This is a genomic window from Actinomadura rifamycini DSM 43936, assembly GCF_000425065.1.
GTDB lineage: Bacteria > Actinomycetota > Actinomycetes > Streptosporangiales > Streptosporangiaceae > Spirillospora > Spirillospora rifamycini.
In genome coordinates this window covers 321,184-345,618 of record NZ_AULB01000003.1, presented here as the reverse complement: position 1 = coordinate 345,618, position 24,435 = coordinate 321,184, and the positions used below count along the sequence as shown (strand labels likewise).

25 protein-coding genes are annotated in these 24,435 nt (G+C 74.7%); 10 read left to right on the top strand and 15 right to left on the bottom strand.

All coding sequences use genetic code 11. From position 1 onward, the window contains the following. Positions 1 to 393: 393 nt before the first annotated feature. From H505_RS0101415 to H505_RS0101380, 8 genes are all read right to left on the bottom strand, one after another. Positions 394 to 681 carry a hypothetical protein gene (locus tag H505_RS0101415; RefSeq protein ID WP_233617679.1) on the bottom strand — a complete coding sequence of 96 codons (288 nt, stop codon included), beginning with the start codon at positions 679 to 681 and terminating at the stop codon, positions 394 to 396. 114 nt (positions 682 to 795) lie between these two features. Beyond that, on the bottom strand, positions 796 to 2,151 hold the full coding sequence (locus H505_RS0101410; RefSeq protein ID WP_125616435.1) for an FAD-dependent oxidoreductase: 1,356 nt from the start codon (positions 2,149 to 2,151) through the stop codon (positions 796 to 798). Positions 2,152 to 2,199: 48 nt separating this feature from the next. Further along, positions 2,200 to 3,681: an amino acid permease gene (locus H505_RS0101405; RefSeq protein WP_026400534.1), complete on the bottom strand. Its 1,482-nt coding sequence runs from the start codon at positions 3,679 to 3,681 to the stop codon at positions 2,200 to 2,202. Between the two features lie 148 nt (positions 3,682 to 3,829). Next, positions 3,830 to 5,920: a 3-hydroxyacyl-CoA dehydrogenase NAD-binding domain-containing protein gene (locus tag H505_RS0101400; protein WP_026400533.1), complete on the bottom strand. Its 2,091-nt coding sequence runs from the start codon at positions 5,918 to 5,920 to the stop codon at positions 3,830 to 3,832. Next, positions 5,917 to 7,119, bottom strand: coding sequence for a thiolase family protein (locus tag H505_RS0101395; RefSeq protein ID WP_026400532.1), 1,203 nt, complete (start codon positions 7,117 to 7,119; stop codon positions 5,917 to 5,919). The genes H505_RS0101400 and H505_RS0101395 overlap by 4 nt, the downstream gene beginning before the upstream one ends. Positions 7,120 to 7,300: 181 nt before the next feature. Further along, complete coding sequence (locus tag H505_RS39240) at positions 7,301 to 8,449, bottom strand: sensor histidine kinase (RefSeq protein ID WP_245592402.1); 1,149 nt, start codon at positions 8,447 to 8,449, stop codon at positions 7,301 to 7,303. Further along, the gene (locus H505_RS0101385) at positions 8,446 to 9,108 is read right to left on the bottom strand and encodes a response regulator transcription factor (RefSeq protein ID WP_026400531.1); all 663 of its coding nucleotides are present in this window, start codon (positions 9,106 to 9,108) and stop codon (positions 8,446 to 8,448) included. The genes H505_RS39240 and H505_RS0101385 overlap by 4 nt, the downstream gene beginning before the upstream one ends. 25 nt (positions 9,109 to 9,133) lie before the next feature. Beyond that, positions 9,134 to 9,370: a hypothetical protein gene (locus tag H505_RS0101380; protein WP_026400530.1), complete on the bottom strand. Its 237-nt coding sequence runs from the start codon at positions 9,368 to 9,370 to the stop codon at positions 9,134 to 9,136. Positions 9,371 to 9,436: 66 nt separating this feature from the next. Between H505_RS0101380 and H505_RS0101375 the strand changes: the two genes are divergently transcribed. Then, on the top strand, positions 9,437 to 9,949 hold the full coding sequence (locus H505_RS0101375) for a hypothetical protein (RefSeq protein ID WP_026400529.1): 513 nt from the start codon (positions 9,437 to 9,439) through the stop codon (positions 9,947 to 9,949). On the opposite strand, the gene H505_RS0101370 is transcribed toward H505_RS0101375, so the two are convergent. Further along, positions 9,946 to 10,326: a nuclear transport factor 2 family protein gene (locus tag H505_RS0101370; protein ID WP_026400528.1), complete on the bottom strand. Its 381-nt coding sequence runs from the start codon at positions 10,324 to 10,326 to the stop codon at positions 9,946 to 9,948. The genes H505_RS0101375 and H505_RS0101370 overlap by 4 nt on opposite strands. Before the next feature lie 87 nt (positions 10,327 to 10,413). On the opposite strand from H505_RS0101370, the gene H505_RS0101365 reads away from it, so the two are divergent. Further along, a complete protein-coding gene (locus H505_RS0101365; protein WP_026400527.1) occupies positions 10,414 to 11,199 on the top strand; it encodes an MmyB family transcriptional regulator in 786 nt (261 codons plus the stop codon). Here H505_RS0101365 and H505_RS0101360 read toward each other — a convergent pair. After that, positions 11,165 to 12,112: an aminoglycoside phosphotransferase family protein gene (locus H505_RS0101360; RefSeq protein WP_026400526.1), complete on the bottom strand. Its 948-nt coding sequence runs from the start codon at positions 12,110 to 12,112 to the stop codon at positions 11,165 to 11,167. The genes H505_RS0101365 and H505_RS0101360 overlap by 35 nt on opposite strands. Positions 12,113 to 12,214: 102 nt before the next feature. Here H505_RS0101360 and H505_RS0101355 point away from each other — a divergent pair, with 102 nt between their 5' ends. From H505_RS0101355 to H505_RS0101335, 5 genes are all read left to right on the top strand, one after another. After that, positions 12,215 to 12,697, top strand: coding sequence for a hypothetical protein (locus tag H505_RS0101355; RefSeq protein ID WP_064743439.1), 483 nt, complete (start codon positions 12,215 to 12,217; stop codon positions 12,695 to 12,697). Beyond that, complete coding sequence (locus tag H505_RS0101350) at positions 12,694 to 13,728, top strand: peptidoglycan-binding protein (protein ID WP_026400524.1); 1,035 nt, start codon at positions 12,694 to 12,696, stop codon at positions 13,726 to 13,728. Before H505_RS0101355 ends, H505_RS0101350 begins: the two co-directional genes overlap by 4 nt. Then, a complete protein-coding gene (locus H505_RS0101345; protein WP_026400523.1) occupies positions 13,725 to 14,414 on the top strand; it encodes an ABC transporter ATP-binding protein in 690 nt (229 codons plus the stop codon). Before H505_RS0101350 ends, H505_RS0101345 begins: the two co-directional genes overlap by 4 nt. Then, on the top strand, positions 14,411 to 15,604 hold the full coding sequence (locus H505_RS0101340) for an ABC transporter permease (RefSeq protein WP_026400522.1): 1,194 nt from the start codon (positions 14,411 to 14,413) through the stop codon (positions 15,602 to 15,604). The genes H505_RS0101345 and H505_RS0101340 overlap by 4 nt, the downstream gene beginning before the upstream one ends. A gap of 63 nt (positions 15,605 to 15,667) precedes the next feature. After that, positions 15,668 to 16,030 carry a hypothetical protein gene (locus H505_RS0101335; RefSeq protein WP_026400521.1) on the top strand — a complete coding sequence of 121 codons (363 nt, stop codon included), beginning with the start codon at positions 15,668 to 15,670 and terminating at the stop codon, positions 16,028 to 16,030. Between the two features lie 42 nt (positions 16,031 to 16,072). On the opposite strand, the gene H505_RS39235 is transcribed toward H505_RS0101335, so the two are convergent. The 3 genes from H505_RS39235 to H505_RS39230 all read right to left on the bottom strand — a co-directional run bounded on the left by H505_RS39235 (position 16,073) and on the right by H505_RS39230 (position 18,489). Then, the gene (locus H505_RS39235) at positions 16,073 to 17,509 is read right to left on the bottom strand and encodes a ribonuclease D (RefSeq protein WP_084549706.1); all 1,437 of its coding nucleotides are present in this window, start codon (positions 17,507 to 17,509) and stop codon (positions 16,073 to 16,075) included. Between the two features lie 73 nt (positions 17,510 to 17,582). Continuing rightward, positions 17,583 to 18,149, bottom strand: a complete 567-nt coding sequence (locus tag H505_RS0101325; protein WP_026400520.1) for a DUF3000 domain-containing protein — start codon at positions 18,147 to 18,149, stop codon at positions 17,583 to 17,585. Between the two features lie 136 nt (positions 18,150 to 18,285). Then, on the bottom strand, positions 18,286 to 18,489 hold the full coding sequence (locus tag H505_RS39230) for a hypothetical protein (protein WP_064743435.1): 204 nt from the start codon (positions 18,487 to 18,489) through the stop codon (positions 18,286 to 18,288). A gap of 247 nt (positions 18,490 to 18,736) precedes the next feature. On the opposite strand from H505_RS39230, the gene hemE reads away from it, so the two are divergent. Continuing rightward, positions 18,737 to 19,753 (top strand): uroporphyrinogen decarboxylase, encoded by a 1,017-nt coding sequence (gene hemE / locus H505_RS0101310; protein ID WP_267898555.1) that lies wholly within the window; start codon positions 18,737 to 18,739, stop codon positions 19,751 to 19,753. 12 nt (positions 19,754 to 19,765) lie between these two features. On the opposite strand, the gene H505_RS39225 is transcribed toward hemE, so the two are convergent. Together H505_RS39225 and H505_RS0101300 are read right to left on the bottom strand one after the other, a co-directional pair. After that, positions 19,766 to 20,839: a DUF4349 domain-containing protein gene (locus H505_RS39225; RefSeq protein WP_211238372.1), complete on the bottom strand. Its 1,074-nt coding sequence runs from the start codon at positions 20,837 to 20,839 to the stop codon at positions 19,766 to 19,768. A 164-nt stretch (positions 20,840 to 21,003) separates the two neighbouring features. After that, the gene (locus tag H505_RS0101300; protein WP_026400518.1) at positions 21,004 to 22,188 is read right to left on the bottom strand and encodes a hypothetical protein; all 1,185 of its coding nucleotides are present in this window, start codon (positions 22,186 to 22,188) and stop codon (positions 21,004 to 21,006) included. Positions 22,189 to 22,312: 124 nt separating this feature from the next. On the opposite strand from H505_RS0101300, the gene hemG reads away from it, so the two are divergent. Together hemG and hemQ are read left to right on the top strand one after the other, a co-directional pair. Further along, positions 22,313 to 23,731, top strand: a complete 1,419-nt coding sequence (gene hemG, locus H505_RS0101295; RefSeq protein ID WP_026400517.1) for a protoporphyrinogen oxidase — start codon at positions 22,313 to 22,315, stop codon at positions 23,729 to 23,731. Next, positions 23,728 to 24,426 (top strand): hydrogen peroxide-dependent heme synthase, encoded by a 699-nt coding sequence (gene hemQ, locus H505_RS0101290; RefSeq protein ID WP_026400516.1) that lies wholly within the window; start codon positions 23,728 to 23,730, stop codon positions 24,424 to 24,426. Before hemG ends, hemQ begins: the two co-directional genes overlap by 4 nt. Positions 24,427 to 24,435: the final 9 nt, after the last annotated feature.

Sequence of the window (24,435 nt, the reverse complement as noted above, 5' to 3'; positions counted from 1 at the left end):
GGCCGCGCTGGGGTGCGTGCTGCGCGTCGGGTGTGCCGCCGGTGCTGTGCGGGTTCGGGATGGGTTGCGCGGCCTCCGGGCGCGGGGCGCCCTGCGGCCGCGCTGGTGGGGGTGCCGTCGGTCCGTGCGGGTCGTGCGGGCCTTCGGGCGCCGGGCGCTCTGCGGTCGTGCTGGTGGGTGGTGCCGTCCGGGGGCGGGTTCGCCGTCGGTGCCGTGTGCATTGCGGGGGAGATGTGCTCCGCGTCGAGGGGGGGCGGTTCTGTGCGAGTTCGGGACGGTGTCGCGCGGCCTCCGGGCGGGGCGCCTTCCGGTCGTGCTTGGGGCGGTGTCTTCCGCGTTGAGTGTTGTGCGGCCTTCGGACGGGGGCGTCCTGCGGTCGCGCTTGGGGTGGGGTCAGCCGCCTTCGGCGGAGTGGAGTTGCCAGAAGTGGCGGACGGACGCGGCCGCGGTGCCCAGCTCGCGGCCCGCGTACGTCCAGCGGCCGCGTAAGACCCAGAGGCGGCCGGCGCCGTCCTGGACGTAGACCTGGAGCGGGAAGCAGGCGTCGTGGGCGCGGATGACGCCCGCGTGGTCCACCGCCGGACGCAGGTCGGGGGCGCCCTCGCAGCGGACGCCCATCACGGACGTGCGGGGATCCTGGCGGAGGAGCCCTCGCGTCAGGTCATGCACGAGTACGGACACGTAGTCGGGACCTAGCCACCCGAGGTCGGGCACAGACTCGGGTGGGGGGAACCCGTACAGTTCTGGACCGCCGGTCACAGGCGGCACCGTAGCGCCCCCGTCACTCTCCCGTCACTACCCGGCGGACGGTTTGTTGCGGCAGGCGGTCGTCATCGCCTCCCAGCGGCCGAGTTTCACCCGGTCGCCGCGGTCGAGGCTTCGGGCGAGGGCGATTTCGGCGGCGTCCAGATTGAGCCAGTCGGCGTACGTGACGACGGGCAGCCCGCGGGACTCGAGGAGCTCCTCGACGGTGTGCTCGGGCGCGGTGCGGTCGGCGGGCAGGTCGGCGAGGAGGTTGCGGACGGTCTCGGCGGCGTCGGACTTGTTCGTGCCGACGACGCCGCTCGGGCCGCGCTTGATCCAGCCGGTGACGTACTCGCGGGGGACCCGCGCGCCGTCCGGGCCGATGATCCGGCCGCCCTCGTTGGGGACGACGAAGGAGCGTTCGTCGAACGGGACGCCGTCCAGCGGGACGCTCTGGTAGCCGACCGAGCGCAGCACCATCCCGACGGGGAGCGTCTCGTGCTCGCCCGTCCCGGTGACGCGGCCGTTCTCGTCCAGGTGGGTCCGCTCGAGCCGGAGGCCCTCGACGCGGTCGGTGCCGAGGATCTCGACGGGGGCGCGCCAGAACCGGACGTCGATGCGGCGGGGGCGGGCCGGCGGCTCGGCCGTCCACGCGTCGAGCACCTTGATGTTGCCGCGCACCTTGCGGTCGGTCTCGGCGAGTTCGGCGCTCGCGGGGTCGAGCTCCATGTCGGCGGGGTCGACGTGGATGCCGGCGTTGGCGAGCTCGCCGAGCTCGCGCGCCTCCTTCGTGGTGAACTTCGCCTGCGCCGGGCCCCGCCGGCCGATCATGTGGACGCGGCGGACGCGGCTGCGGGACAGGGCCTCGATGACGTGCTCGGGCACGTCGGTCGCGCGGAGTTCGTCCGACGTCTTGGCGAGGATGCGGACGACGTCGACGGCGACGTTCCCGACGCCGATGACCGCGACCTCCTCGACGGACAGGTCGAACGCGTGGTCGGCGGCGTCGGGGTGCCCGCAGTACCAGTTGACGAAGTCGGTGGCGGCGACGCTGCCGGGCAGGTCCTCGCCGGGGATCCGCAGCTGGCGGTCGACCATCGCGCCGGTCGCGTAGACGACGGCGTCGTAGCAGCCGAGCAGGTCGGCGCGGGTGATGTCGCGGCCCAGCTCGACGCAGCCGAAGAACCGGACGGCGGGGTTCTCCAGCACCCGCTGCAGGTAGTTCGCGATCGCCTTGATGGACGTGTGGTCGGGGGCGACCCCGTAGCGGACGAGCCCGTAGGGCGTCGGCAGGCGGTCGAACACGTCGACCCGGACGTCGCCGTCGGCCTGTTTCACCAGGGCCTCGGCGGCGTAGATGCCCGCGGGGCCGGATCCGATCACCGCGACTCGCACAGGGGAAGCCATGCGGGCCATTGTGCACACCGTCTCATTCATTGAACACCGTGAGACGGGTCACTTGACCGGTTCGGCTGGGTTTTTACCGAGGCGGCTGTGCTTGCGGCCGTAGAGGAAGTAGACGACGAGGCCGATCGCCATCCACGCCAGGAACCGGTACCAGGTCTCCAGCGGCAGGTTGATCATCACGAACAGGCAGGCGATCACCGACAGGATCGGGACGAGCGGGACGAGCGGCGTCCGGAAGGCGCGCGGCAGGTCGGGCCGGGTGCGGCGCAGGATCGGGACGCTCAGCGAGACGACGACGAACGCGAACAGGGTCCCGATGTTGACGAGCGTCGCGAGTTCGGTGAGCGGGATGAACCCGGCGATGACGGCGGCGACGACGCCCATCAGGATCGTCGAGCGGTACGGCGTCTTGTAGCGCGGGTGCACGCTGGACAGGAACGGGGGCAGCAGGCCGTCGCGGCTCATCGAGAAGAACACGCGGCTCTGCCCGAGCAGGAGGATGAGCACGACGGACGTGAGCCCGACGACCGCGCCGATGTTGATGATCGTGGCGTAGGCGGTCGCGCCGTTCTGCGCGAACGCGTCGGACAGCGGCGCGTCGACGTGCAGTTCCTTGTAGTTCTGCATGCCGACGACGACGGCGGAGACGGCCGCGTACAGGATCGCCGTGATGACGAGGGACCCGATCAGCCCGATCGGCAGGTCCCGCTGGGGGCGGCGGGCCTCCTCGGCGGTGGTCGCGACGATGTCGAAGCCGATGTAGGCGAAGAAGACGACGGCGATGGCGGAGAAGATGCCGAGCCAGCCGAAGTTGACCGGGGTGATGCCGAAGATCACCTGCATCAGCGGCGCGTCGGCGCCGGACACTTCGGGGGACGACTCCGACGGCGGGATGAACGGGTCGTAGTTGTCGCCCTTGATGTAGAACAGCCCGGCGAAGATGACCAGCAGGACGATCGTGACCTTGATGGCGACGACCACGGCGTTGACCCGCGACGACACCTTGATGCCGAGGACGAGCAGCACGGTGACGGCGAGGACGAGCGCGATGGCGGGGACGTTGACGACGCCGCCCTCGCCCGGCGGCGCGGCGATCGACTCGGGGATGTCGACGCCCGCGTCGCCGAGCAGGGACGCGAAGTAGCCGGACCAGCCGACGGAGACGACGGCGGCGGCGAGCGTCAGTTCGAGGATGAGGTCCCAGCCGATGATCCACGCGGGGAACTCGCCGAGGGTGGCGTAGGAGAACGTGTAGGCGGAGCCGGCGACCGGGACGGTCGAGGAGAACTCGGCGTAGCAGAGCGCGGCGAGGCCGCAGACGACGGCGGCGAAGATGAAGGAGAGCGCGACCGCGGGGCCGGCGTTGTTGCGGGCGACGACGCCGGTGAGCACGAAGATGCCGGTGCCGATGATGACGCCGACGCCGAACACGACGAGGTCGAGGGCCGACAGGCCCCGCCGGAGGCTGTGCTCCGGATCCTCGGTGTCGCGGATCGACTGCTCGACCGATTTCTTGCGCAGCAGGTTCATGCTCGGCTCCCCGGGGCGGTCCGACCGTCGCCGGGGCTATGCCCGCTCGATCGCGAATTATGATCAGCCGAAACCGGGGAATGCCCGTGACGTGGCGGAATGCCGGGAAAGAGGCGTCCCGAAGCGTGTTCGGGACGCCTCTTCCGGGTCAGCGGGGCAGCGAGGCCGTGCCCGGCTCGAGGAACCGGCGCCCGGTGACGCGCTCGGAGACGCCCGCGCGGTCCAGGTACGGGGTGATGCCGCCGAGGTGGAACGGCCAGCCCGCGCCGAGGATCATGCACAGGTCGATGTCCTCGGGCGCCGCGACGACGCCCTCGTCCAGCATGATCCGGATCTCGTCGGCGAGCGCGTCCAGCGCCCGGGCGAGGACCTGCTCCTCGGTGGACGGCGACGTGCCGCCCGCGAAGATCTCCACGACCTCGGGGTCGAGCGTGAAGTCCGGCCGGTACACGCCGGACTTGCCGGCCGCGACCATCTTCGCGAGGTTCTCCGAGAGCGGGAACCGGTCCGGGAACGCGCCGTGCAGCGTCTCGTTGACGTGCAGCGCGATGGCCGGGCCGACCAGCCCCATCAGGACGAACGGCGGCATCGGCAGCCCGAGCGGCGCGGCGGCCCGCTCGGCGGTCTCGATCGGGGTGCCCTCGTCGACGGCCCGGACGATCTCCGCGAGCAGCCGCAGCAGGACGCGGTTGACGACGAACGCCGGGGCGTCCTTCACCAGCACGCACGACTTCTTGAGCTTCTTGCCGGTGGCGAACGCGGTGGCGAGCGCGGCGTCGTCCGTCCGGTCGCCCCGGACGATCTCCAGCAGCGGCAGGACGGCGACCGGGTTGAAGAAGTGGAAGCCGACGACCCGCTCCGGGTGCCGCAGCTTCGACGCCATCTCCGTCACCGACAGCGAGGAGGTGTTGGTCGCGAGCACGCAGTCGGGGGACACGTGGTCCTCCAGCTCGGCGAACACCTTCTGCTTGACCGACATCTCCTCGAACACCGCCTCGATGACGAAGTCGGCGTCGGCGAAGGCGTCCTTGGTGAGCGACCCGGTGATCAGCGCCTTGAGGCGGTTGGCCTGGTCGGGGGAGACGCGGCCCTTGCCGAGCAGCTTGTCGATCTCCCCGTGCGCGTACGCGACGCCCTTGTCCAGGCGCTCCCGGTCGAGGTCGGTCAGGACGACCGGGACCTCCAGGCGGCGCGCGAACAGCAGCGCGAGCTGCGAGGCCATCAGTCCGGCGCCGACGACGCCGACCTTGGTGACGGGGCGGGCGAGCGCCTTGTCGGGCGCCCCGGCGGGCCGCTTCGCGCGCTTCTGCGTCAGGTCGAACGCGTACAGGCCGGCGCGCAGCTCGTCGCTCATGATGAGGTCGGCGAGCGCCTCGTCCTCGGCGGCGAAGCCCTCGTCGCGCGTCCGGTCCTTGGCGGCGGCGACCAGGTCGAGCGCCCGGGTGAACGACGGCGCCGCGCCGTGCAGCTTGCCCTCGAGGTTCCAGCGGGCGGCCGCGATGGCGTCGTCCCACGCCTTGCCGGTGTCGACGGCGGGACGGTCGACGACGATGTCGCCCTTCAGCACCCGCGCCGTCCAGGTGAGCGACTCCTCGAGGAAGTCGGCCGAGTCGAAGATCGCGTCCGCGATGCCCAGCTCGTACGCCTGCCGCGCCTTCAGCATCCGGTTCTGCGCGAGCGGGTTGTCGATGACGACCTTGAGCGCCTTCTCCGCGCCGATCAGGTTCGGCAGCAGGTAGGTGCCGCCCCAGCCCGGCACCAGGCCGAGGAACGCCTCCGGCAGCGCGAACGCCGGGACGCCCGCCGAAATCGTCCGGTAGGTGCAGTGCAGGCCGACTTCGACGCCGCCGCCCATCGCCGCGCCGTTGTAGTAGGCGAACGACGGGACGTCCAGTTCGCCGAGCCGCCGGAACACGTCGTGGCCCAGCTTGCCGATGGCCAGCGCGTCCTCGCGGCTGCCGATGAGCGGCACGCCCTTGAGGTCGGCGCCGACCGCGAAGATGAACGGCTTGCCGGTGACGCCGACCGCCGCGATGTCGTCGCGGGCCGCGACCGCGTCGATCGCCGCGTCCAGTTCGGCGAGCCCGTTCGGGCCGAACGTGTTGGGCTTGGTGTGGTCGTGCCCGTTGTCGAGCGTGATCAGCGCGAGGGTGCCCGCCCCGTGCGGGAGCGCCACGTCGCGGACGCGGGCGTGCGTGACGACCTCGTCGGCGAAGATGTCCTTGATGTTCGCGCTCACTTGGCGCCCTCCCAGTTCGCGTTCTCCCAGAGGACGGTCCCGCCCATGCCCATGCCCACGCACATCGTGGTCAGCCCGTAGCGGACGTCCGTCCGCTCCTCGAACAGCCGCGCGAGCTGGTTCATCAGGCGGACGCCGGACGACGCCAGCGGGTGGCCGAGCGCGATCGCGCCGCCCCACGGGTTCACCCGCGGGTCGTCGTCGGCGATCTTGAAGTGGTCCAGGAACGCGAGCACCTGCACGGCGAACGCCTCGTTGATCTCGATGAGGCCGATGTCGTCCATGGTCATCGCGTTGCGGGCCAGCAGCCGCTCGGTCGCCGGGACGGGCCCGACGCCCATCACCTCGGGCTCCACGCCCGCGAACGAGAAGTCGACGAGCCGCATCTTCGGCGTGAGGCCCAGCTCGCGGGCGACGTCCTCGGCGGCCAGCAGGCACGCGGTCGCGCCGTCGTTCAGCCCGGCGGCGTTGCCCGCCGTCACGTTGCCGTGCACGCGGAACGGCGTCTTCAGCGCGGCGAGGCTCTCCATCGTGGTGCCGGGGCGCGGCGGCTCGTCCTGCGTCGCGAGGCCCCAGCCGTGCTCCGCCGACCGGACGGCCGTCGGCACCAGGTCCGGCTGGATCTTCCCGGCCTCGTACGCGGCGGCGACCTTCCGCTGGCTGCGCACGGCGTAGGCGTCCGCGCGCTCCTTGGTGATCTGCGGGTACCGGTCGTGCAGGTTCTCCGCGGTGGAGCCCATGACCAGGGCGGACGGGTCGACGAGCTTGTCGGCGAGGAACCGCGGGTTCGGGTCGACGCCCTCGCCCATCGGGTGCCGGCCCATGTGCTCGACGCCGCCCGCGATGGCGACGTCGTAGGAGCCGAACGAGATGCCCGCGCCGGACGTCGTCACGGCGGTCATCGCGCCCGCGCACATCCGGTCGATGGCGTAGCCCGGGACGCTCTTGGGCAGTCCGGCCAGCACGGCGGCGGACCGCCCGATGGTCAGGCCCTGGTCGCCGGTCTGGGTGGTGGCGGCGATCGCGACCTCGTCCACCCGCTCCGGCGGGAGGGACGGGTTGCGGCGCAGCAGCTCGCGGATCGCGCGGACGACCAGGTCGTCCGCCCGGGTCTCCGCGTACAGGCCCTTGGGGCCGGCCTTGCCGAACGGCGTGCGTACGCCGTCGACGAAAACGACGTCGCGTGCGGTGCGAGGCACGGGTGCGCCCTCCCTGGTTCAGGCTCGGTGGTCGCACCCAATGCTACTCGTCAGTAACTACTGATCCGGGTGGCCGGCGCCGACGGCCCCGAGCACGATGCCGATCATTACCACCCGGAGACGTATCCGCAGGACAGAGCCTTGAACACGCGCCCCGCACCCGGACCCGCGCGCACGGTCGTCAGCGCGGCGGCCGCGCGGGCAGCCGAACCGTGACCGACAGCCCGCCCTCCGGCCGCGGCACCGTCTCGACCGCGCCCCCGTGCGCGGTCACCACCGCCCGCACGATCGACAGCCCGAGGCCCGCGCCGTCCGCCGACCCCACCCGGTCCGCCCGCAGCCGCCGGAACGGCTCGAAGATCCGCTCGACCTCGTACTCCGGCACGGCCCGCCCCGTGTTCTCCACCCGCACGAACGGCCGCCCCCCGTCCGTCCCCGTCCGCACCCACACCCGCCCGTCCGGCACGTTGTACTTCACCGCGTTCTCCAGCAGGTTCCCCACGCACCGCTCGAGCAGCACCGGGTCCCCGGCGACCGGCGCCGGCGCCAGCCGCGCGTCGACCTCCCGGTCGACCTGGCCGAGGGCGCCCCGCGCCACGTCCGCCAGATCGACCTCCGCGGGCGCCGTCGGCTCCCGCTCCGACCGCGCCAGCAGCAGCAACCCGTCGATCAGCCGCTCGTGCCGCGCCGTGTTGCCCAGCAGCACGTCCGCCAGCGCCTTCGTCTCCGGCGGGTGCCGTCGGCTCGCCAGCGCGACCTCCAGCACCGTCCGGTTGATCGTCAGCGGCGTCCGCAGCTCGTGCGACGCGTTCGCGACGAACCGCCGCTGCGCGTCGAACGCCCGGTGCAGCCGGTCGAGCATCCCGTCGAACGTGTCCGCCAGGTCCTTGATCTCGTCCTGCGGGCCCGCCAGCCCGATCCGCTCGTACAGGGTGCTCTCCGACAGCCGCCGCGCCGTCGCCGTCACCGTGTGGATCGGCCGCAGCATCCGCCCCGCGACCACGTACCCGATCGCCACCGCGACGACGCCGAGCACCCCCATCGTGACCAGCGCGCCCTCCAGCAGCCGCTCCAGCACGTTCGCCCGGCGGGCCGCGAGCGCCTCCTCGGCCCGTTCCCGCAGCCCCATCAGCGCCTCGACCCGGTCGCCCTCCGACAGCGCCCGCAGGTCGGCGGCGGTCACCACCGGGTCGTCCTCCAGGGCGAACCCCGAGTCCATGCTCCGCACGGTCATCAGGTACATGACCCCGACCAGCACCGCCGACGTCACCAGGAACAGCGACCCGTACACCAGCGTCAGCCGCGTCCGGACGCTCAGCCGCGGCCTCACCGCGCCTCCAGCCGGTACCCGGCGCCGGTCACCGTCTCGATCACCGGCGGCGCCCCCAGCTTCCGCCGCAGCGTCGCCATCGTCACCCGCACGATGTTGCTGAACGGGTCGATGTTCTCGTCCCACGCCCGCTCCAGCAGCCGCTCCGCGCTCACCACCCCGCCCCCGGCCCGCAGCAGCTCCTCCAGCACCGCGAACTCCTTGTTCGTGAGCCGCAGCTCCCGCCCGTCCCGCTCCACCCGCCGCCGGTGCGGGTCCAGCCGGATGCCCCGCCCCTCCAGGACGGGCGGCACCGGCGGACCCGACCGCCGCGCCAGCGCCCGCACCCGCGCGACCAGCTCGCCGAACACGAACGGCTTCGGCAGGTAGTCGTCCGCCCCCAGCGCCAGCCCGTCCACCCGGTCCCCGACGTCCCCGGACGCCGTCAGCATCAGGATCCGCCCCGCGTAACTCCGCGCGACGATCTCCCGGCAGACGTCGTCGCCGTGCACCGCCGGAAGGTCCCGGTCGAGCACGACCACGTCGTACTCGTGGTACGACGCCCGCTCCAGCGCGGCGTCCCCGTCGTAGGCCACGTCGACGGCGATCGCCTCCTCGCGCAGCCCCTCGGCGATCGCGTCCGCCAGCACCCGCTCGTCCTCGACGATCAGAACCCGCATGCCCGCGAGCATGCCGCCCGGCGCGTTAAACCCGGATAAGCGCTGCCCGGAACCGGTGGATTTCCAGCGCCACTTCCCGGTCCCGGCTCTCGACGGCCGACCCGAGCACCGACGGATCCGAGGGGTAGGCGACCTGGCCGAGCAGGTGGGAGACCACCACGACGGCGCCCGCGAGCAGGACCGTCGGCGGATCGTCCAGGCGGGAGAGCGCCGCCCACTCCGACCGCACGGCGACATAGACCCCGAAAAGCAGATAGAGCACCCGGGAATGGCATAGGCGATATGTTCATAGGGTTAAGGCGTTCCGCCGCCGGTGGGAGGGAGGCGCATGGACGCGGGCATCGCCGCGTTGATCGGCACCGGGATCGGCGCCTCCGCCACCCTCGCCGCGGCCTTCGTCAACGGCAGGGTCCAGGCGCGCCTCCAGCGGAACCAGTGGAGCCGCGAGCAGCGCCGCGCCGCCTACGCCGCCTACCTCACCGCCCTGTACGACCGCGACGTCGCCCTGGACGCCGTCCGCGAGGCCCTCGGCCGCGACGACCCCGACCTGCGGGACGTCGACGAGCGGCTGCACCGCTTCGTCGACCTCGCCCGCAACGTCCACCGCACCGTGGAGATCGTCCTGCTGGAGGGGCCGCCGTCCATCGCGGACGCCGTCGACCGCATCGAGCACGCGTCCCGCGACCTCTCGCAGGTGGTGCGGCGCCTCGTGGACGACGCCCGCGCCGGCGACGCGTCCCGCAGGCCTGCGGACCTCGCGACGGCCGCCGAACGCGAACGCGTCCTGTACCGGGCGGTCGTAGAGTTTCGTGGGGCCGCCCGGGACGCCCTCGCGCCCTAGGACGGGTCCCACCACGTCAGGTTCGCCGTGGCCCGTGCCGTGGGCTCGATGATCTCCCAGCCTTCGGCGATCAGTCCGTCCTCGATGCGCCAGATGTCGACGACCGTGATCTCCGGCCCGTCCGGGAGCCGGCGCCGCGAGTGCATCACGATGTGGTCGCCGTCCGCCAGCACGTGCCGCGTCTCGACCTCCATCCCCGCGAGCGGCGCCAGCGCCGCCCGCACGTTCGCGAGCCATTCGTCCTTCGTCGACGACGTCGCGTCCGGCCGGCGGTGGACGAAGCCGTCCGCCAGGTATTTCCCGAGCGCCTCGACATCGCCCGTCCCGATCAGTTCCGTGAGCGCCCGCTGGACGAGTTCCTTGTTCTCCGTGGTCATGGGCGGCAGTTTTTCGGCGGCCGCGCCGATTGTCGATGAAATGGCATTTCATTGCGTCCGGCGCCGCGGTGGGTACCCTCATCGACCATGCACACGGTCGGGGCGCTGCTTCGCCACTGGCGGCACCGCCGCCGCATCAGCCAGCTCGACCTCGCGCTCGCCGCCGGGGTCTCGGCCCGGCACGTCAGCCTCGTCGAGACCGGCAGGTCGAAGCCGAGCGCCGAAATGGTCCTCCGGCTCGCCGAGCACCTCGACGTCCCGCTCCGCGAGCGCAACACGCTGCTGCTCGCCGCGGGCCACGCCCCCCGCCACCCCGAACGCCCCCTCGACGACGGCGCCCTGTCGGCGGCCCGCGACGCGGTCGCGCGGGTGCTCCGCGCGCACGAACCGTACCCGGCGCTCGTCTTCGACCGCCGCTGGAACATCGTCCTGACCAACCGCGCCGTCGACGCGTTCTTCGCGCACGTCGCCCCCGACCTCCTGCGCCCCCCGGTCAACCTCGTCCGGCTGGGCCTCGACCCGCGCGGCCTCGCGGGCATGGTCGTCAACGTCGCCGACGTGCGCGCGACGTTCCGCTCCCGGATCGGGCGCCAGCTCGCCGCCGCGCCCGACCCCGAGCTCGCCGCGCTCTACCGGGAGCTGCTCGCGGACGAGCGCCCCGACGACGCGGGCCGGTCGACCGACTCCGACGCCGTCCTCCCGATGATCGTCCGCCTCGGCGGCCGGGAGCTGCGGCTCTTCTCGACCACCACCACCTTCGGCACCCCGATGGACATCACGCTGGCCGAGGTGGCGATCGAGTCCTACTACCCGGCCGACGACGAGACCGCCGCCCACCTCACCGCCCTCGGGACGCCCCCGCCGGACCGGTGAGCGACTCGGCCAGCCGGTCCGCGAACCCCGTGAGGCGCTCCAGCGACGGGCCGCCGCGGGCGATCCCGAACCCGTGGCGGCGGCCGTGGAACGCGGCCTGGACGGCGTGGAGCTGCGCCCAGCGCCGGACGCGCACCCGATCGAGTTCCGCGGCCTCGGCGAAGACGTCCAGGAACCGGCGCACGGCCCGGTGGGGATCGTCCGCCGCCAGCATCGACAGTCCGCGCGCCATGAGCAGCGTGCCGCCGTCGTAGGCGGGGTCGCCCACGACGCCCTTCGGATCGACCGCCAGCCACGGCTCCCGCTCGGCCCGCAGGACGTTCCCCGCGTGCAGATCGCCGTGGACGAGCGTGTCCGGCTGGTCGCGCCCCAGTTCCCGGACGGTCGCGACCGCGGCGTCCACGACCGCGCGCGGCATCGTGTGCGGCAGCTCCGCGGCGTCCTCGCGCAGCAGCGCCTCCCACTCGTCCGCCCGGTCGCGCAGCCGCGGCAGGCCGGGCCGCGCCGGGACGGCCAGCCGCCGCGCGAGCCGCCCCCCGACCGCCGCGACCTCGTCGTCGTCCTCGACCTCCGCGAGCGTCGACGTCCGGGCCCGTTCGAGCAGCATCGCGAACCGCGCGTCGTCGCGTTCGTGCAGGTGCACGGCGCCCCGGCCGTTCCACACGGCGAGCGCGTCCGGCTCGTGCACGTTGCCGGGGTGGGGGAACGACACCTTCAGCACCGCGGTCCCCGCGTCCCGTTTCACCGGGACGACCACCGCGACGCGTCCGTGCGTCGCCGCGCCGTCCGGCACGCAGCCCCGGCTCTCCAGCAGCTCCTCGACGATCCCGGGCAGGTCGGCGAGCCACGCCGCCCCGGCCGCCCCCTCGCGTTCGACCGTCCCCCGCGCGAAAGCGTCCGGTACCTCGATCATCCGAGCACCCTACGCGGACCCGGCCGCCGCTAACGCGGGTTTAACCCCTCGGGCTGTCCCATGGCTGCCGTCGGGGCAGGGTGCTTCGGCGGGAAGGGTGCCATGGGACGTCGAGTGGTGTGGGCCGTGGCGGCGGCCGTGCCGATCGTGGTGGGGCTCGCCGGGTGCGGCGGCGGGGACGCGGCGGGGGCGGGGGCGTCGCCGGCCGGGTCGATGGCCGCGGAGGACGCGAAGCTCGAGTTCGCGCGGTGCATGCGGGAGAACGGGGTCGACGTGCCCGATCCCGGGTCCGGGGAGCAGGACGCGCGGATGCTCCGGAAGAACGCCGGCGGGGAGAAGCCGGAGAAGGCGCTCGAGAAGTGCCGGTCGCTGCTGCAGGCCGGGGGAGTGCTGCCGGACCTGAAGGACCCGGAGGTGCGCGACCGGTACGTGGAGTTCGCGCGGTGCATGCGGGAGAACGGCGTCGGCATGCCCGATCCCGCGCCGGACGGGACGGTGCGGCTGCCCGAGGGGGACATCGACCCGGAGCGGCTCGACCGGGCGCGCGAGGCGTGCGAGAAGGTCCTCCCGGGGACCGGGCGGTGAGGCGCGCCGCGGTCGCGGCGGGCGCGGTCGTCGGCGTGGGCGTCGCCGCGGGCGCCGCCGTCTGGGCGGCCGGGGACGAGCCGGCCCGGGCGGGACGGACGGGCCCGCCCGCGACGGCGCCCGTGCAGCGGGGCGATCTGGTCGACACCGAGTCCGTGGACGGGACGCTCACCTACGCGGGCGTCCGGAACGTGTGGACGGCGGCGAGCGGCGTCGTCACGTGGACGCCCGCGCGGGGCGCGGAGATCGGGCGCGGGGAGACGCTCGTGGCGATCGACGGGCGTCCGGTGACGCTGATGTACGGGAAGGCCCCCATGTACCGGGCCCTCGGGCAGGGCAGCGCGGGCAAGGACGTCCGCGCGCTGGAGGAGAACCTGAAGGCGCTCGGCCACGGGGACGGGATGACCGTGGACGGCGACTTCACCGCGGCCACCGCGGACGCGGTCCGGGATTGGCAGGACGAGCGGAACCTCCAGGTGACCGGGACGGTCGATCCGTCGCAGGTGGTGTTCCAGGCCGGGGCCGTCCTCGTCCGGGAGGCGAAGGCGCCCGAGGGCGGCCGGGCGTCGCCGGGGCAGCCCGTCCTCACCGTGTCCGGCACGGAACGCGTGGTGCACGTGGACCTGGACGCCGACCGGCAGGACCTCGCGGAGAAGGGCGCGAAGGCCACCGTGGACCTCCCGGGCGGGACGAGCGTCGAGGGCGTGATCGCCGACGTCGGCGCGGTCGCCGAGACCGGCGGGCCGGACGCGCCGACCACGGTGGACGTCGAGATCGCCGTGGAGTACGACGGCCGGTTCGACGAGGCGCCGGTGAGCGTGGAGCTCGTGGCCGAACGGCGCGAGGACGTCCTGTCGGTGCCGGTCGAGGCGCTGCTGGCGCTGCGGGACGGCGGGTTCGGGGTCGAGGTCGTGGAGGGCGCCGGCTCCCGGGTCGTGCCGGTGGCGGTCGGAGCGTTCGGCGGCGGTCGCGTCGAGGTCGCCGGGAAGGGCCTCGCGGACGGCGTGCGGGTGGGGGTGCCCGCCGGATGAACATCGTGGAGCTTTCCGGGGTGGTGAAGGAGTACCCGGGCGGGGTCGCCGCGCTGCGGGGCGTCGACCTGGTGATCGCCGCGGGGTCGGCGACCGCGATCGCGGGGCCGTCCGGGTCGGGCAAGTCGACGCTGCTGCACGTGATCGGGACGCTCGACCGGCCGACGGCCGGGACGGTGCGGATCGCCGGGCACGACGTCGCGGGGCTGTCGGACCGGGAGCTGTCGGCGCTCCGGGCGGGCCATATCGGGTTCGTGTTCCAGCGGTTCCACCTCGCCGACGGCGTGCCGGCGCTCGACAACGTCGCCGACGGCCTGCTGTACGCCGGGGTGCGGCGGGCGGAGCGGCGGGAGCGGGCGCGGGCGGCCCTGGAACGGGTGGGGCTCGGCGCGCGGATCGGGCACCGGCCGCACGAGCTGTCGGGCGGGGAGCGGCAGCGGGTGGCGGTGGCGCGCGCCGTGGTCGGCGAGCCGGACCTGCTGCTCGCGGACGAACCCACCGGCAGCCTCGACAGCGCGGCGGGCGCCGGCGCGCTGGCGCTGCTGGACGACCTGGCGCGGGGCGGGACGACGGTCGCGGTCGTCACGCACGACCCGGAGGTCGCCGCGCGGATGCCCCGCCGGGTCCGCGTCCGCGACGGCCGCGTCGTCGCGGACGAGCGCGCGGACCGCGGGGGCGTCCGATGAGCGGCGGGCCGCGGCCGGCGCGGCTCGCGCCCGCGGACGTGGGGCGCACGGCCCTCGCCGGGCTGCGGGCGCGGGCGGGACGGGCGGTGCTGTCGGCGCTCGGCGTCGCCCTCGGCATCGCCGCGATGACCGCGGTGATCGGCATCTCCGCGTCCGGGCAGGAGGACCTGCTGCGGCGCCTGGACCGGCTCGGCACGAACCTGCTGACGGCCGGGCCCGGCGAGACCCTGTTCGGGGAGCAGGCGCGGCTTCCCCGGGCGGCGCCGGGCATGGCGGGCCGGATCGAGGGCGTCACGTCGGTCGCCGCGACGGGCGCGGTGGACGCGACCGTCCGGCGGACGACCGCGATCCCCGAGGAGGTCACGCACGGGATCGCCGTGCAGGCCGCGACGGCCGGGCTGCCCGGGACGCTGCGGGTCCGGACGGAGACGGGACGGGCGCTGGACGGCGCGACCGCCCGGTACCCGGGGGCGGTGCTCGGGGCGGAGGCGGCGCGGCGGCTCGGCGTCGACCGGCCCGGCGCGCAGGTGCGGATCGGCGGCCGGGACTTCGCGGTCCTCGGGGTGCTGGCGCCCGCGGAACTCGCCCCGGAGATCGACCGGTCGGTGCTCGTCGGGTGGGCCGCGGCGGAACGGTACCTCGGATTCGACGGGCACCCGACGACGGTCTACGCGCGGGCGGCGGACGGGGCGGTGCCGGACGTCCGGGACGCCCTCGCGCGGACGGCCGACCCCCGGCACCCGGAGCAGGTGCGGGTGAGCCGCCCGTCGGACGCGCTGGAGGCGAAGGCCGCGGCGGCGGGGGCGTTCACCGGGCTGCTGCTGGGCCTCGGGGCGGTGGCGCTGCTCGTCGGCGGCGTGGGGGTCGCGAACACGATGGTGATCTCGGTGCTGGAGCGGCGCCGCGAGATCGGGCTGCGGCGGTCGCTGGGCGCGACGCGGGGGCAGGTGCGGGCGCAGTTCCTCACCGAGTCGCTGCTGCTGTCGGGGGTCGGCGGGGCGGCCGGGACGGTCCTCGGCGCGGCGGTCACCGCGGGGTTCGCGCTCGTCCGGGGGTGGCCGCCGGTCGTGCCGGGCTGGGCGCTCGGCGGCGCGTTCGCGGCGACGCTGCTGGTCGGCGCGGCGGCGGGGCTGTATCCGGCGATGCGGGCGGCGCGGTCGTCGCCGACGGAGGCGCTGGCCACGGCGTGACGAGTCGGGGCATGATTGGGATCGCCGACGACGTCCCGCCCCCGGGGAGGTGTCCCGACCGCCATGCCCGTGCCAGGCCCCCTTCGCAAGACCTGCCGCGACTTCCTGGGAATCGACGGGGAGATCCGCTACATCTTCCCGGCGCAGAGCCACGGCGGCGGCGCCGGATTCATCTTCGTCGTCACCGACGACCGCATCTCGGTGATCACGACGGGCGCGCTGAGCCGCACCAAGCCGAAGAGCGTGTGGGGCGGCTACCCGCGCGGCACCCGCATCGGGCCGGTGGAGACGGGGGACGGCGCGTCGTTCATGTTCGCCGGCGGCCAGTTCGAGATCGACGACGAGTACATCGCCGTGGTCAACGCGGCCGACGCGGAGGTCTTCGACCGCGACAGCCTGCCGCGCGACCCCCTCCCCGACCTGTAGCGGCCCTCCCCGGCGCGCGGCCGGGGAGGGCGCCGGCGGACGTCACAGATCGCCTTTGGTCTCCAGCCGCAGGAACGCGCGCGCGATCGGCTGCGCGGTGAGCGCCGCCTGCCAGCGGCGCGCCCCGAGCCGCCGCAGCTCCGCGCCGACCACCGACGCGGACGGCTCGTCCGGCGGCGTCCACGCGAGGCGCCGGACCACGTCGGGCTGCAGCAGGTTCTCCGCGGGCATCGAGTTGTCCTCGGCGAGGCCGGCGACGACGGCGCGCGCGGCGGTGAGCCGCTTCGCGGCCTCGGGGTCGCGGTCGGCCCAGCGGTGCGCGGGCGGGGGGCCGTCGCCGGGGACGTTCGCGGCGGGCAGCCGCCGGTCGGGCAGCTCGCGGGCGCGGGAGACGGCGCGCAGCCACGCCGACTGGTGCCGCCGGGCGGCGCGGCCCCGCATGGCGGGGAGGGCCTGCAGGTCGGCGAGCGTCTGCGGGGCCTGCTGCGCGAGCTCGATGATGGCGGCGTCCTGCAGCACCCGGCCGGGGGACAGGTCCCGCTCCCGCGCGATCTTGTCGCGCATCTCCCACACGGACCGGACGATCGCGAGCGCCCGCCGGTTGCGGATCCGGTGGATCCCGGACGTGCGCCGCCACGGGTCGGCGCGCGGCGGCTTCGGCGGCGTCGCGAGGATCGCCGCGAACTCCTCCAGCGCCCATTCGAGCTTCCCGGCCGCCGCCAGCTCGCCGTGCAGGGCGTCGCGCAGCTCGACGAGCAGCTCGACGTCCAGCGCCGCGTAGCGCAGCCAGTCCTCGGGGAGGGGGCGGCTGGACCAGTCGGCCGCCGAGTACCCCTTCTCCAGCAGGAAGCCGAGCACGTTCTCGACCATGGAGCCGAGCCCGACCCGGGGGTAGCCGAGCAGGCGCCCGGCCAGCTCGGTGTCGAACAGCCGCCGGGGGACGAGCCCGACCTCGGCGAGGCACGGCAGGTCCTGGTTGGCGGCGTGCAGGACGATCTCGGCGTCGGCGAGCGCGGCGTCCAGCCCGGACAGGTCGGGGCAGGCCACCGGGTCGATCAGCGCGGTGCCGGCCCCGGCGCGGCGGAGCTGGACCAGGTAGGCGCGCTGCCCGTACCGGTAGCCGGACGCGCGCTCGGCGTCGACCGCGACCGGGCCGTGCCCGGCGGCGAACGCGGCGATGACGCGTTCCAGCTCGGCGGCGTCGGCCACGACGGGCGGGACGCCCTCGCGCGGCTCCAGCAGCGGGACGGCCGCCGGCGCGCCTTCGGGAGGCCCTTTCGACGCTTCGCCGCCGCCGGTCCCGGCGCCGGAAGCCCCGGCTCCGGACGTCTCGGTGCCGGTCGCCACGGCGCCGGAGACGCCGGGGACGGCGGACGCATCGGTGGCGGGCGGGTCGCCCCCGGTGGGGTCTGGAACGCTCCCGGCCGCCTTCCGCGCGCCGGAACCACCGTCGGGGCCGGTGGCGCGCGTCTCGGACATTCCCACGATTTCCGTGTTCTCCCCCGCCGCCTCGGTTTCGGACGCTGTGCTCACGCCCCCTACCGTACGTCGCTCAGCCGCCTCCGCCGCCGGGTCCGCCCGGCAGCGCGGCGACTCCGGTGGGCGGCAGGCCCGCCGTCGTGCACATGACCTCGATCCACGCGGCGACGTGACCGGCCACGTCGTCGCCGGTCGGGGACCACGAGGCGCGCAGTTCGAGTTCGGTGGTGGACGGCTCGCCGTGCTTGTCGCCGAAGCTCTCGGAGACCGCACGGGTGATCGTCCCGGACACGCCCGCGTAGCCGACCGGTTCGAGGGCCTCGAGCAGCCAGTCCCACGCGACGGAGCCGATCAGCTCGTCCGCGGCGATGTCGGGCTCGAGGTCGGCGCGGATGTAGGCGACGACGCGGAACCCGTTCGTCCAGCCGTCCTGGCCCTCCGGGTCGTACAGGACGATGAGCCGCCCGGTGGCGACCTCGGTGTCGTCGTCGCGGTAGACGCTGCCGGACAGCGCCGCCGCGTGCGGCGCGAGCCGCTGCGGGGCGGGCATGTCCTCGAGGTCGAGCTCCGGCCGGACGGCCGGGGCCTCGAGGATCTCGCGGAACGTGTCGAGGACCCGCTGGAAGGCGGGCGGCGTCACGGGCGCACCGGCCGGGGCGTGCGGGCGGGCGTCCGGAAGGCGACGCCGGATCGGGTGGCCGCCGCGCGCGGCGACGGGCGGAGATGGAGGGGGAACAGGCACAGCACAGGTTGTTTCGTTTCGGGGGCCGGGCCGGTCAGGCCGCGGTCCGCGTGGAGGCGCCGCCGCCGGACGCGCCGGCGGTGCGGCGGGCGGACGGGCGGGAGGGGGCGTCGTCGCGGGCGCGCGCGGGATCGGGGGCCGGGTCGGGACCGACCAGGACGGCCGTACCGCAGTCGACGCACGCGCGCTCCGGACAGTCGGGGCCGTGCCCGTCGGGACACGGCGGCTGCTCGAACATACGTTCATCACCGCAGGTGGAGCAGTACAAGGGGGAACCTCCCTCACCTATGACACGGATCACGTTGGCACGAGCCGCCGACAGAATGCGGGACTTCGCTCGGCGTGTCCGGAACTTCATGCGCCCGCCGGGCGTACGCGCGTCGCCGCGCCGGACTCTACGCGCTCCGCCGGAGTGCGGGGCCGGTGCGTGGCCGTACGGGTTTCGTGGGACCATCTCAGACGTGGTTGCCAACGAGAGCCCGTTCCTGCGCGCCTGCCGCCGCCTGCCCGTCGAGCACACGCCGGTGTGGTTCATGCGGCAGGCGGGACGGTCGCTGCCGGAGTACCTGCGGGTGCGCGAAGGCGTGCCGATGCTGGAGTCCTGCACCCGGCCCGACATGATCGTCGAGATCACGATGCAGCCGGTGCGCCGGTACGCCGTGGACGCCGCGATCTTCTTCAGCGACATCATGGTGCCGCTCCGGGCGATCGGCGTGGACCTCGACATCAAGCCGGGCGTCGGCCCGGTGATCGCCGACCCGATCCGGGACGCGGCGGACCTGGGCGCGCTCCGCCCGCTCGAACCGGACGACGTCCCGTACGTGAGCGAGGCCGTCGCGGGCCTCGTCGGCGAGCTGGGCGGCACGCCGCTGATCGGCTTCGCGGGCGGCCCGTTCACGCTCGCCTCGTACCTGATCGAGGGCGGCCCGTCCAAGAACCACGAGCGCACCAAGGCCATGATGTACGGCGAGCCCGAGCTGTGGTCCGCCCTCATGGAGCGGCTCGCCGACCTCACGATCGAGTTCCTGAAGATCCAGGTCGCCGCGGGCGCGAGCGCCGTCCAGCTGTTCGACTCCTGGGTGGGGGCGGTCGCCGAGCAGGACTACCGCGCGTCGGTGCTGCCGCACACCCGCCGCATCTTCGCGGCGATGGAGCCGCTGGGCGTCCCGCGCATCCACTTCGGCGTCGGCACCGGCGAGCTGCTCGGCCCGATGGGCGAGGCGGGCGCGGACGTCGTCGGCGTCGACTGGCGGGTGCCGCTGGACGAGGCCGTCGGCCGCGTCGAGCCCGGCAAGGCCCTCCAGGGCAACCTCGACCCGGCGATCCTGTTCGCCCCGTGGGAGACGGTCGAGGAGCGCGCGCGCGACGTCCTCGCCCGCGGCCGCACGGCGGAGGGGCATATCTTCAACCTCGGGCACGGCGTGCTGCCGTCGACGAATCCCGACGTCCTGGCCCGGCTCGCGGACCTGGTCCACGAGGCGAGCGCGGAACGCCTTTCCTGACGTCCGCACCGGTCAGGGCTTCCCGCCGGTGCCGCCGGTGTCGCCCGAGGGCGGCGGGCCGGACGGCTGCGACGGCGGGACGCCCGGACCCGGGGCACCCGGACCCGGGGCACCCGGCGCGCCGCCCGGGACGTGCGGGGCGCCCGGGACGTGCGGCGCGGGCGCGAGAGGCCCGCTCGGGTTCGCCAGCGCGCGGAACCACGCGCGGAACCGCGCGCGCAGGCGGTGCCGGAGCAGGTAGACCGGGACGGCCAAGACCGCGAGCGTGACGAGGAACGGCAGCAGCCAGCCGAGCATGGTCGCGAGCCCGCCGGCGAACGTGCTGAACGCGTCCCAACCGTCCCGCAGGCCGCCGAGGAAGCCGCCCGCCTCCTCCTTCTCGGGCTCGGCCTTCGGCTCGGCCTTGCCGACCAGGGTGACGGTGAGGGTCGCGTAGCTGGTGCTCTCCTGGAGGGCCTTGTGCCGGGCCTGCAGCGACTCCAGGTCCGACTCCCGGTCGGAGATCTCGTCCTCCAGCTTCATGATCTCGTCGAGGGAGTCGGCGCGCTCCAGCAGCTTGCGGAACGACGCGAGCGTGGCCTCCGCCGACCGGACGCGGCTCTCCACGTCGGCGACCTCCGCCGTGACGTCCTCCGCCTCCTGCGTCAGCGACAGCTTCTCGCCCAGCTCCGAACCCAGCCGCGCCAGCAGGTCCGCGTAGCGGTCCGCGGGGACCCGCAGGGTGATCTCCGCGCGCGGCGGGCTGCTGCTCGCCGACTCGCGCCCCACGTACCCGCCCGCCGCCGCGGCGAGCTGCTTGGTCCTGCCCGCGGCCTTCTCCACGTCGTCCGCGCGCACCCTGAGCTCGGACGTGTAGACGACGGCGCGGGCCGCGGACGGCAGCTTCGCGTCCGACCCGCGGGCGCCCCGCTCCCCGCCGGTCCCGCCGTCCTCCTCGCCGCCGGAGGTGTGCCGTTCCTTCTGCGGGGCGGCGCCGCCGCCCTGCCGGGTCCCCTCGTCGCGGGCCTCGGCGGGCGCGGAGCCCGCCGTGTCGCTCCCGCCCGAGCAGCCGGCGAGCAGCCCGGCCAGGAGCAGAGTGACCACCACGAATGTCGCTTGCCTGACGCTTCTCGCGATCCGCATGCGGCTTCGACGGGGTGGCGCAGATCACCGTTCCGCGGGGCGCGTCGCGATCCGGGCACGAACCGGGCACGCCCGGGTCACGGCCGGCGCCCCCGCCGGGCCGGCCGCGACCCGGGCGGGCCGGCCGGTCAGCGGCCCGCGGCCCGGCCGGTCAGCACCATCGGCCCGCCGATGTCGACGGTCCCCAGCAGCCACAGGTCGCCGGTGCCCGGGACGAAGGCCAGCGCCCGCCCGTTGAAGTTGTCCCGGTTCGGCGCCGGGGTCGTCCGCACCCGCTCCCACGTCCCGCCGGCGAGGCGCAGCAGCCCGGGCTCGGCGGGCTCGTGCAGGGAGTGGCCCTGGGCCCAGACGGTGCCGTCCGGTCCCTCAACGAGCTCGTCCAGCTCGTTGAGGCCCGCGGGCGGCTCCACGTTCGTCCAGGAGGCGCCGTCCCAGCGCATGATGACGGGCGTGGCGGGGGACGTGCGGCGGTTGGTGCCGACGGCCCACGCCTCGGTGGGCGACACCCCGAGCACGCTCGTCAGCGACGCCGATCCCGGGGGCTGCTCGATCGGGACGTCGTGCCACGCGCGGCCGTCGAAGCGGCGCGCGACCGTCCCGTCGCCGCGCCGGTCGCGGCCCAGCGCCCACATGTCGCCGTCCGCGCGGATGTCGATGGAGCCCAGCGCGTTCGGCTCGAAGGCCGGCGGCGCCACGTGCGTCCACGCGTCGCCCGTCCGGCGGTAGACGCCGCCGTCGCTCAGCAGCCAGACGTCCGAGCCCCGCACCCGGAGCCCGGCGGAGGTCGCGCCCTCCGGGAGGTCGACCTCCGTGAAGGCGGTCCCGGTGAAGCGGGCGACGTACGGCTCGCTGGGGTAGCCCTCCCAGGCCGACCCGTCCAGGTAGCGGGTGCCGTTGATCCAGACGTCCTCCGGCCCGGCGGTGTGCACGCCGGTGATGGTGCCGCGGCGGGACAGGCCGCCGAGGTCGTACTCGACCCAGCGGTCGCCCGTCCAGCGGCGCACCACCGGGTTGCCGGGGACGGTCCGGCCCGTGCCGGGGATGGGGCCGGGCACGACGAGCTCGCCCTGGACGCCGCTGATCCAGACGCTGTCGGGGGAAGCGGCGGCGAGGCCGTACAGGTAGTTGTTGGGCCAGAAGAACGGGAGTCCGACGGAGGAGAGCCCGACGGTCTCGGCGGCGGCACCGGCCGCCGCGGCGGGGGCGGCGGGCACGGCGGGGGCGGCGGCGGCCGGGGGCACGGCCAGCGCGAGGCCGGTGCACAGCGCGCCGACGCCCGCGCCCGTGCGGCGGAGGAAGATCCGGAAGTCCATGGGTGCCAGTATTCACTGGCGGAGTGTCGTCCGCTTGTCATCCGGGGCACAAAACGGGCACGGCCCGGCCCCGCAGCGGGCGCCCCGGTGCACGATCCGGCGGGGCGTCTGGAAAGGTGGAGACATGACCACGTCCCATGCCGTCGTCATCGGAGGCGGCATCGCGGGCCTCGCCGCAGCACGCCTCCTCGCCCGTGCGGGCGTCCGGACGACCGTGCTGGAGGGCTCCCCCCGGATCGGCGGAAAGCTGCGCGTCGGCGAGATCGCCGGGCTCCCGGTCGACGAGGGCGCCGAGTCGATGCTCGCGCGCCGTCCCGAGGGCCTCGGCCTCCTCCGCGAACTCGGCCGCACCGACGATCTGGTGCACCCCGGCACCACCTCGTCGGGCATCCGCAGCCGCGGCGCGCTCCGCCCCATCCCGTCCGGCCAGGTGATGGGCGTCCCCTCCGACCTCAAGGCGCTCGCCGCGGCGCAGGTGCTGTCCCCGGCCGGGCTCGCCCGGGTGCCCCTCGACCGCGTCCTGCCCGAGACGCCGCTCGGCGCCGACGTGTCCGTCGCCGACTACATCGGCGCCCGCGTCGGCTCCGAGGTCGTCGACCGGCTCGTCGAGCCGCTGCTCGGCGGCGTCTACGCGGGCCGCACCGAGCTGCTGTCGTTCGAGGCGACGATGCCGGCCGTCGCCGCCGCCGCGCGGTCCCACCGGTCGCTGATCGACGCGGTGCAGAGCGTCCGCGACGCCGCCCCGAAGGACCCCGGCCCCGTCTTCGCCAGCCTCCCCGGCGGCCTCGGCGCGCTGCCCGGGCTGGTCGCCGACGACCTGGCCGCCGCGGGCGGCACCGTCCGCACCGGCGCGATGGTCCGCGAGCTGCGGCGCCGCCCGGACGGCTGGCGCCTCACGGTCGGGCCCGCGCGGGCGCCCGAGGCCCTGGACGCCGACGCGGTGGTGGTCGCGGTCCCGGCCGCGCCCGCCGCGCGGCTGCTGGAGCCCGACGTGCCCGCCGCCGCGAGCGCGCTCGCCGGGATCGAGTACGCGAGCATGGCGATCGTCACCCTCGTCTACCCCGTCGCGGCGTTCCCGTCGCTCCCGGCGGGCAGCGGCTACCTCGTCCCGGCCGTGGAGAACACCAACGGGGTGAAGGCCGTGACGTTCAGCTCCGTGAAATGGCCCCACCTGCGCGACCGCGAGCCCGGCCTCGTCGCCGTGCGGTGCTCCCTCGGCCGGTTCGGCGAGGAGCACACCCTGCAGCGGACCGACGAGGAGCTGATCGCGGCGGCGACGGCGGAGCTGGCCGCGACCTGCGGCGCCGCCGACGTGCCCGCCGCCACCCGGGTGACCCGCTGGGGCGGCGGGCTCCCGCAGTACAACGTCGGCCACGCCGACCGCGTCGCCCGGGTCCGCGCGGCGGTCGCCGCGCAGCCCGGGCTGGCCGTCGCGGGCGCGGCCTACGACGGCCTCGGCGTCCCCGCGTGCCTCGCCACGGCGCGCGCGGCGGCCGACCGGGTGCTGGACCACCTGCGCAGTCGAGAAGGAGCAGCGAGATGACCGAGTCCGCGGCGAAGCCGAAGGCCCGCGACCTGAACAAGCAGATCCGCTACACCATGTGGTCGGTCTTCCGGGTGGCGCGCCCGGGCGAGATCGCCGAGAAGGACGCCGCCGAGGTGCAGGACCTCCTGGACCAGGCGGCCCGCAAGGACGTCACCACCCGCGGCCTCTACGACGTCGCCGGGCTCCGCGCCGACGCCGACTACATGTTCTGGTGGCACGCGCCGAGCTCCGACGACCTCCAGGAGGTCTACGGCCGGTTCCGCCGCACCGCCATGGGCCGCGCGAGCGAGCCCGTCTGGTCGCAGATGGCGCTGCACCGCCCGGCCGAGTTCAACAAGAGCCACATCCCCGCGTTCCTCGCCGACGAGGAGCCCCGCGCGTACGTGTGCGTGTACCCGTTCGTCCGGTCCCTGGAGTGGTACCTGCTGCCGGACGAGGAGCGCCGCGCCATGCTCGCCGAGCACGGCAAGATGGCCCGCGACTACCCGGACGTCCGCGCGAACACCGTCTCGGCGTTCGCGCTCGGCGACTTCGAGTGGATGCTCGCCTTCGAGGCCGACGAACTGCACCGGATCGTCGACCTCATGCGGCACCTGCGCGGCGCGAAGGCCCGCCTGCACACGCGTGAGGAGATCCCGTTCTACACGGGCCGCCGCAAGCCGCTGGGCGAGCTCATCGCGTCCCTCCCGTAGGGCCGCCGG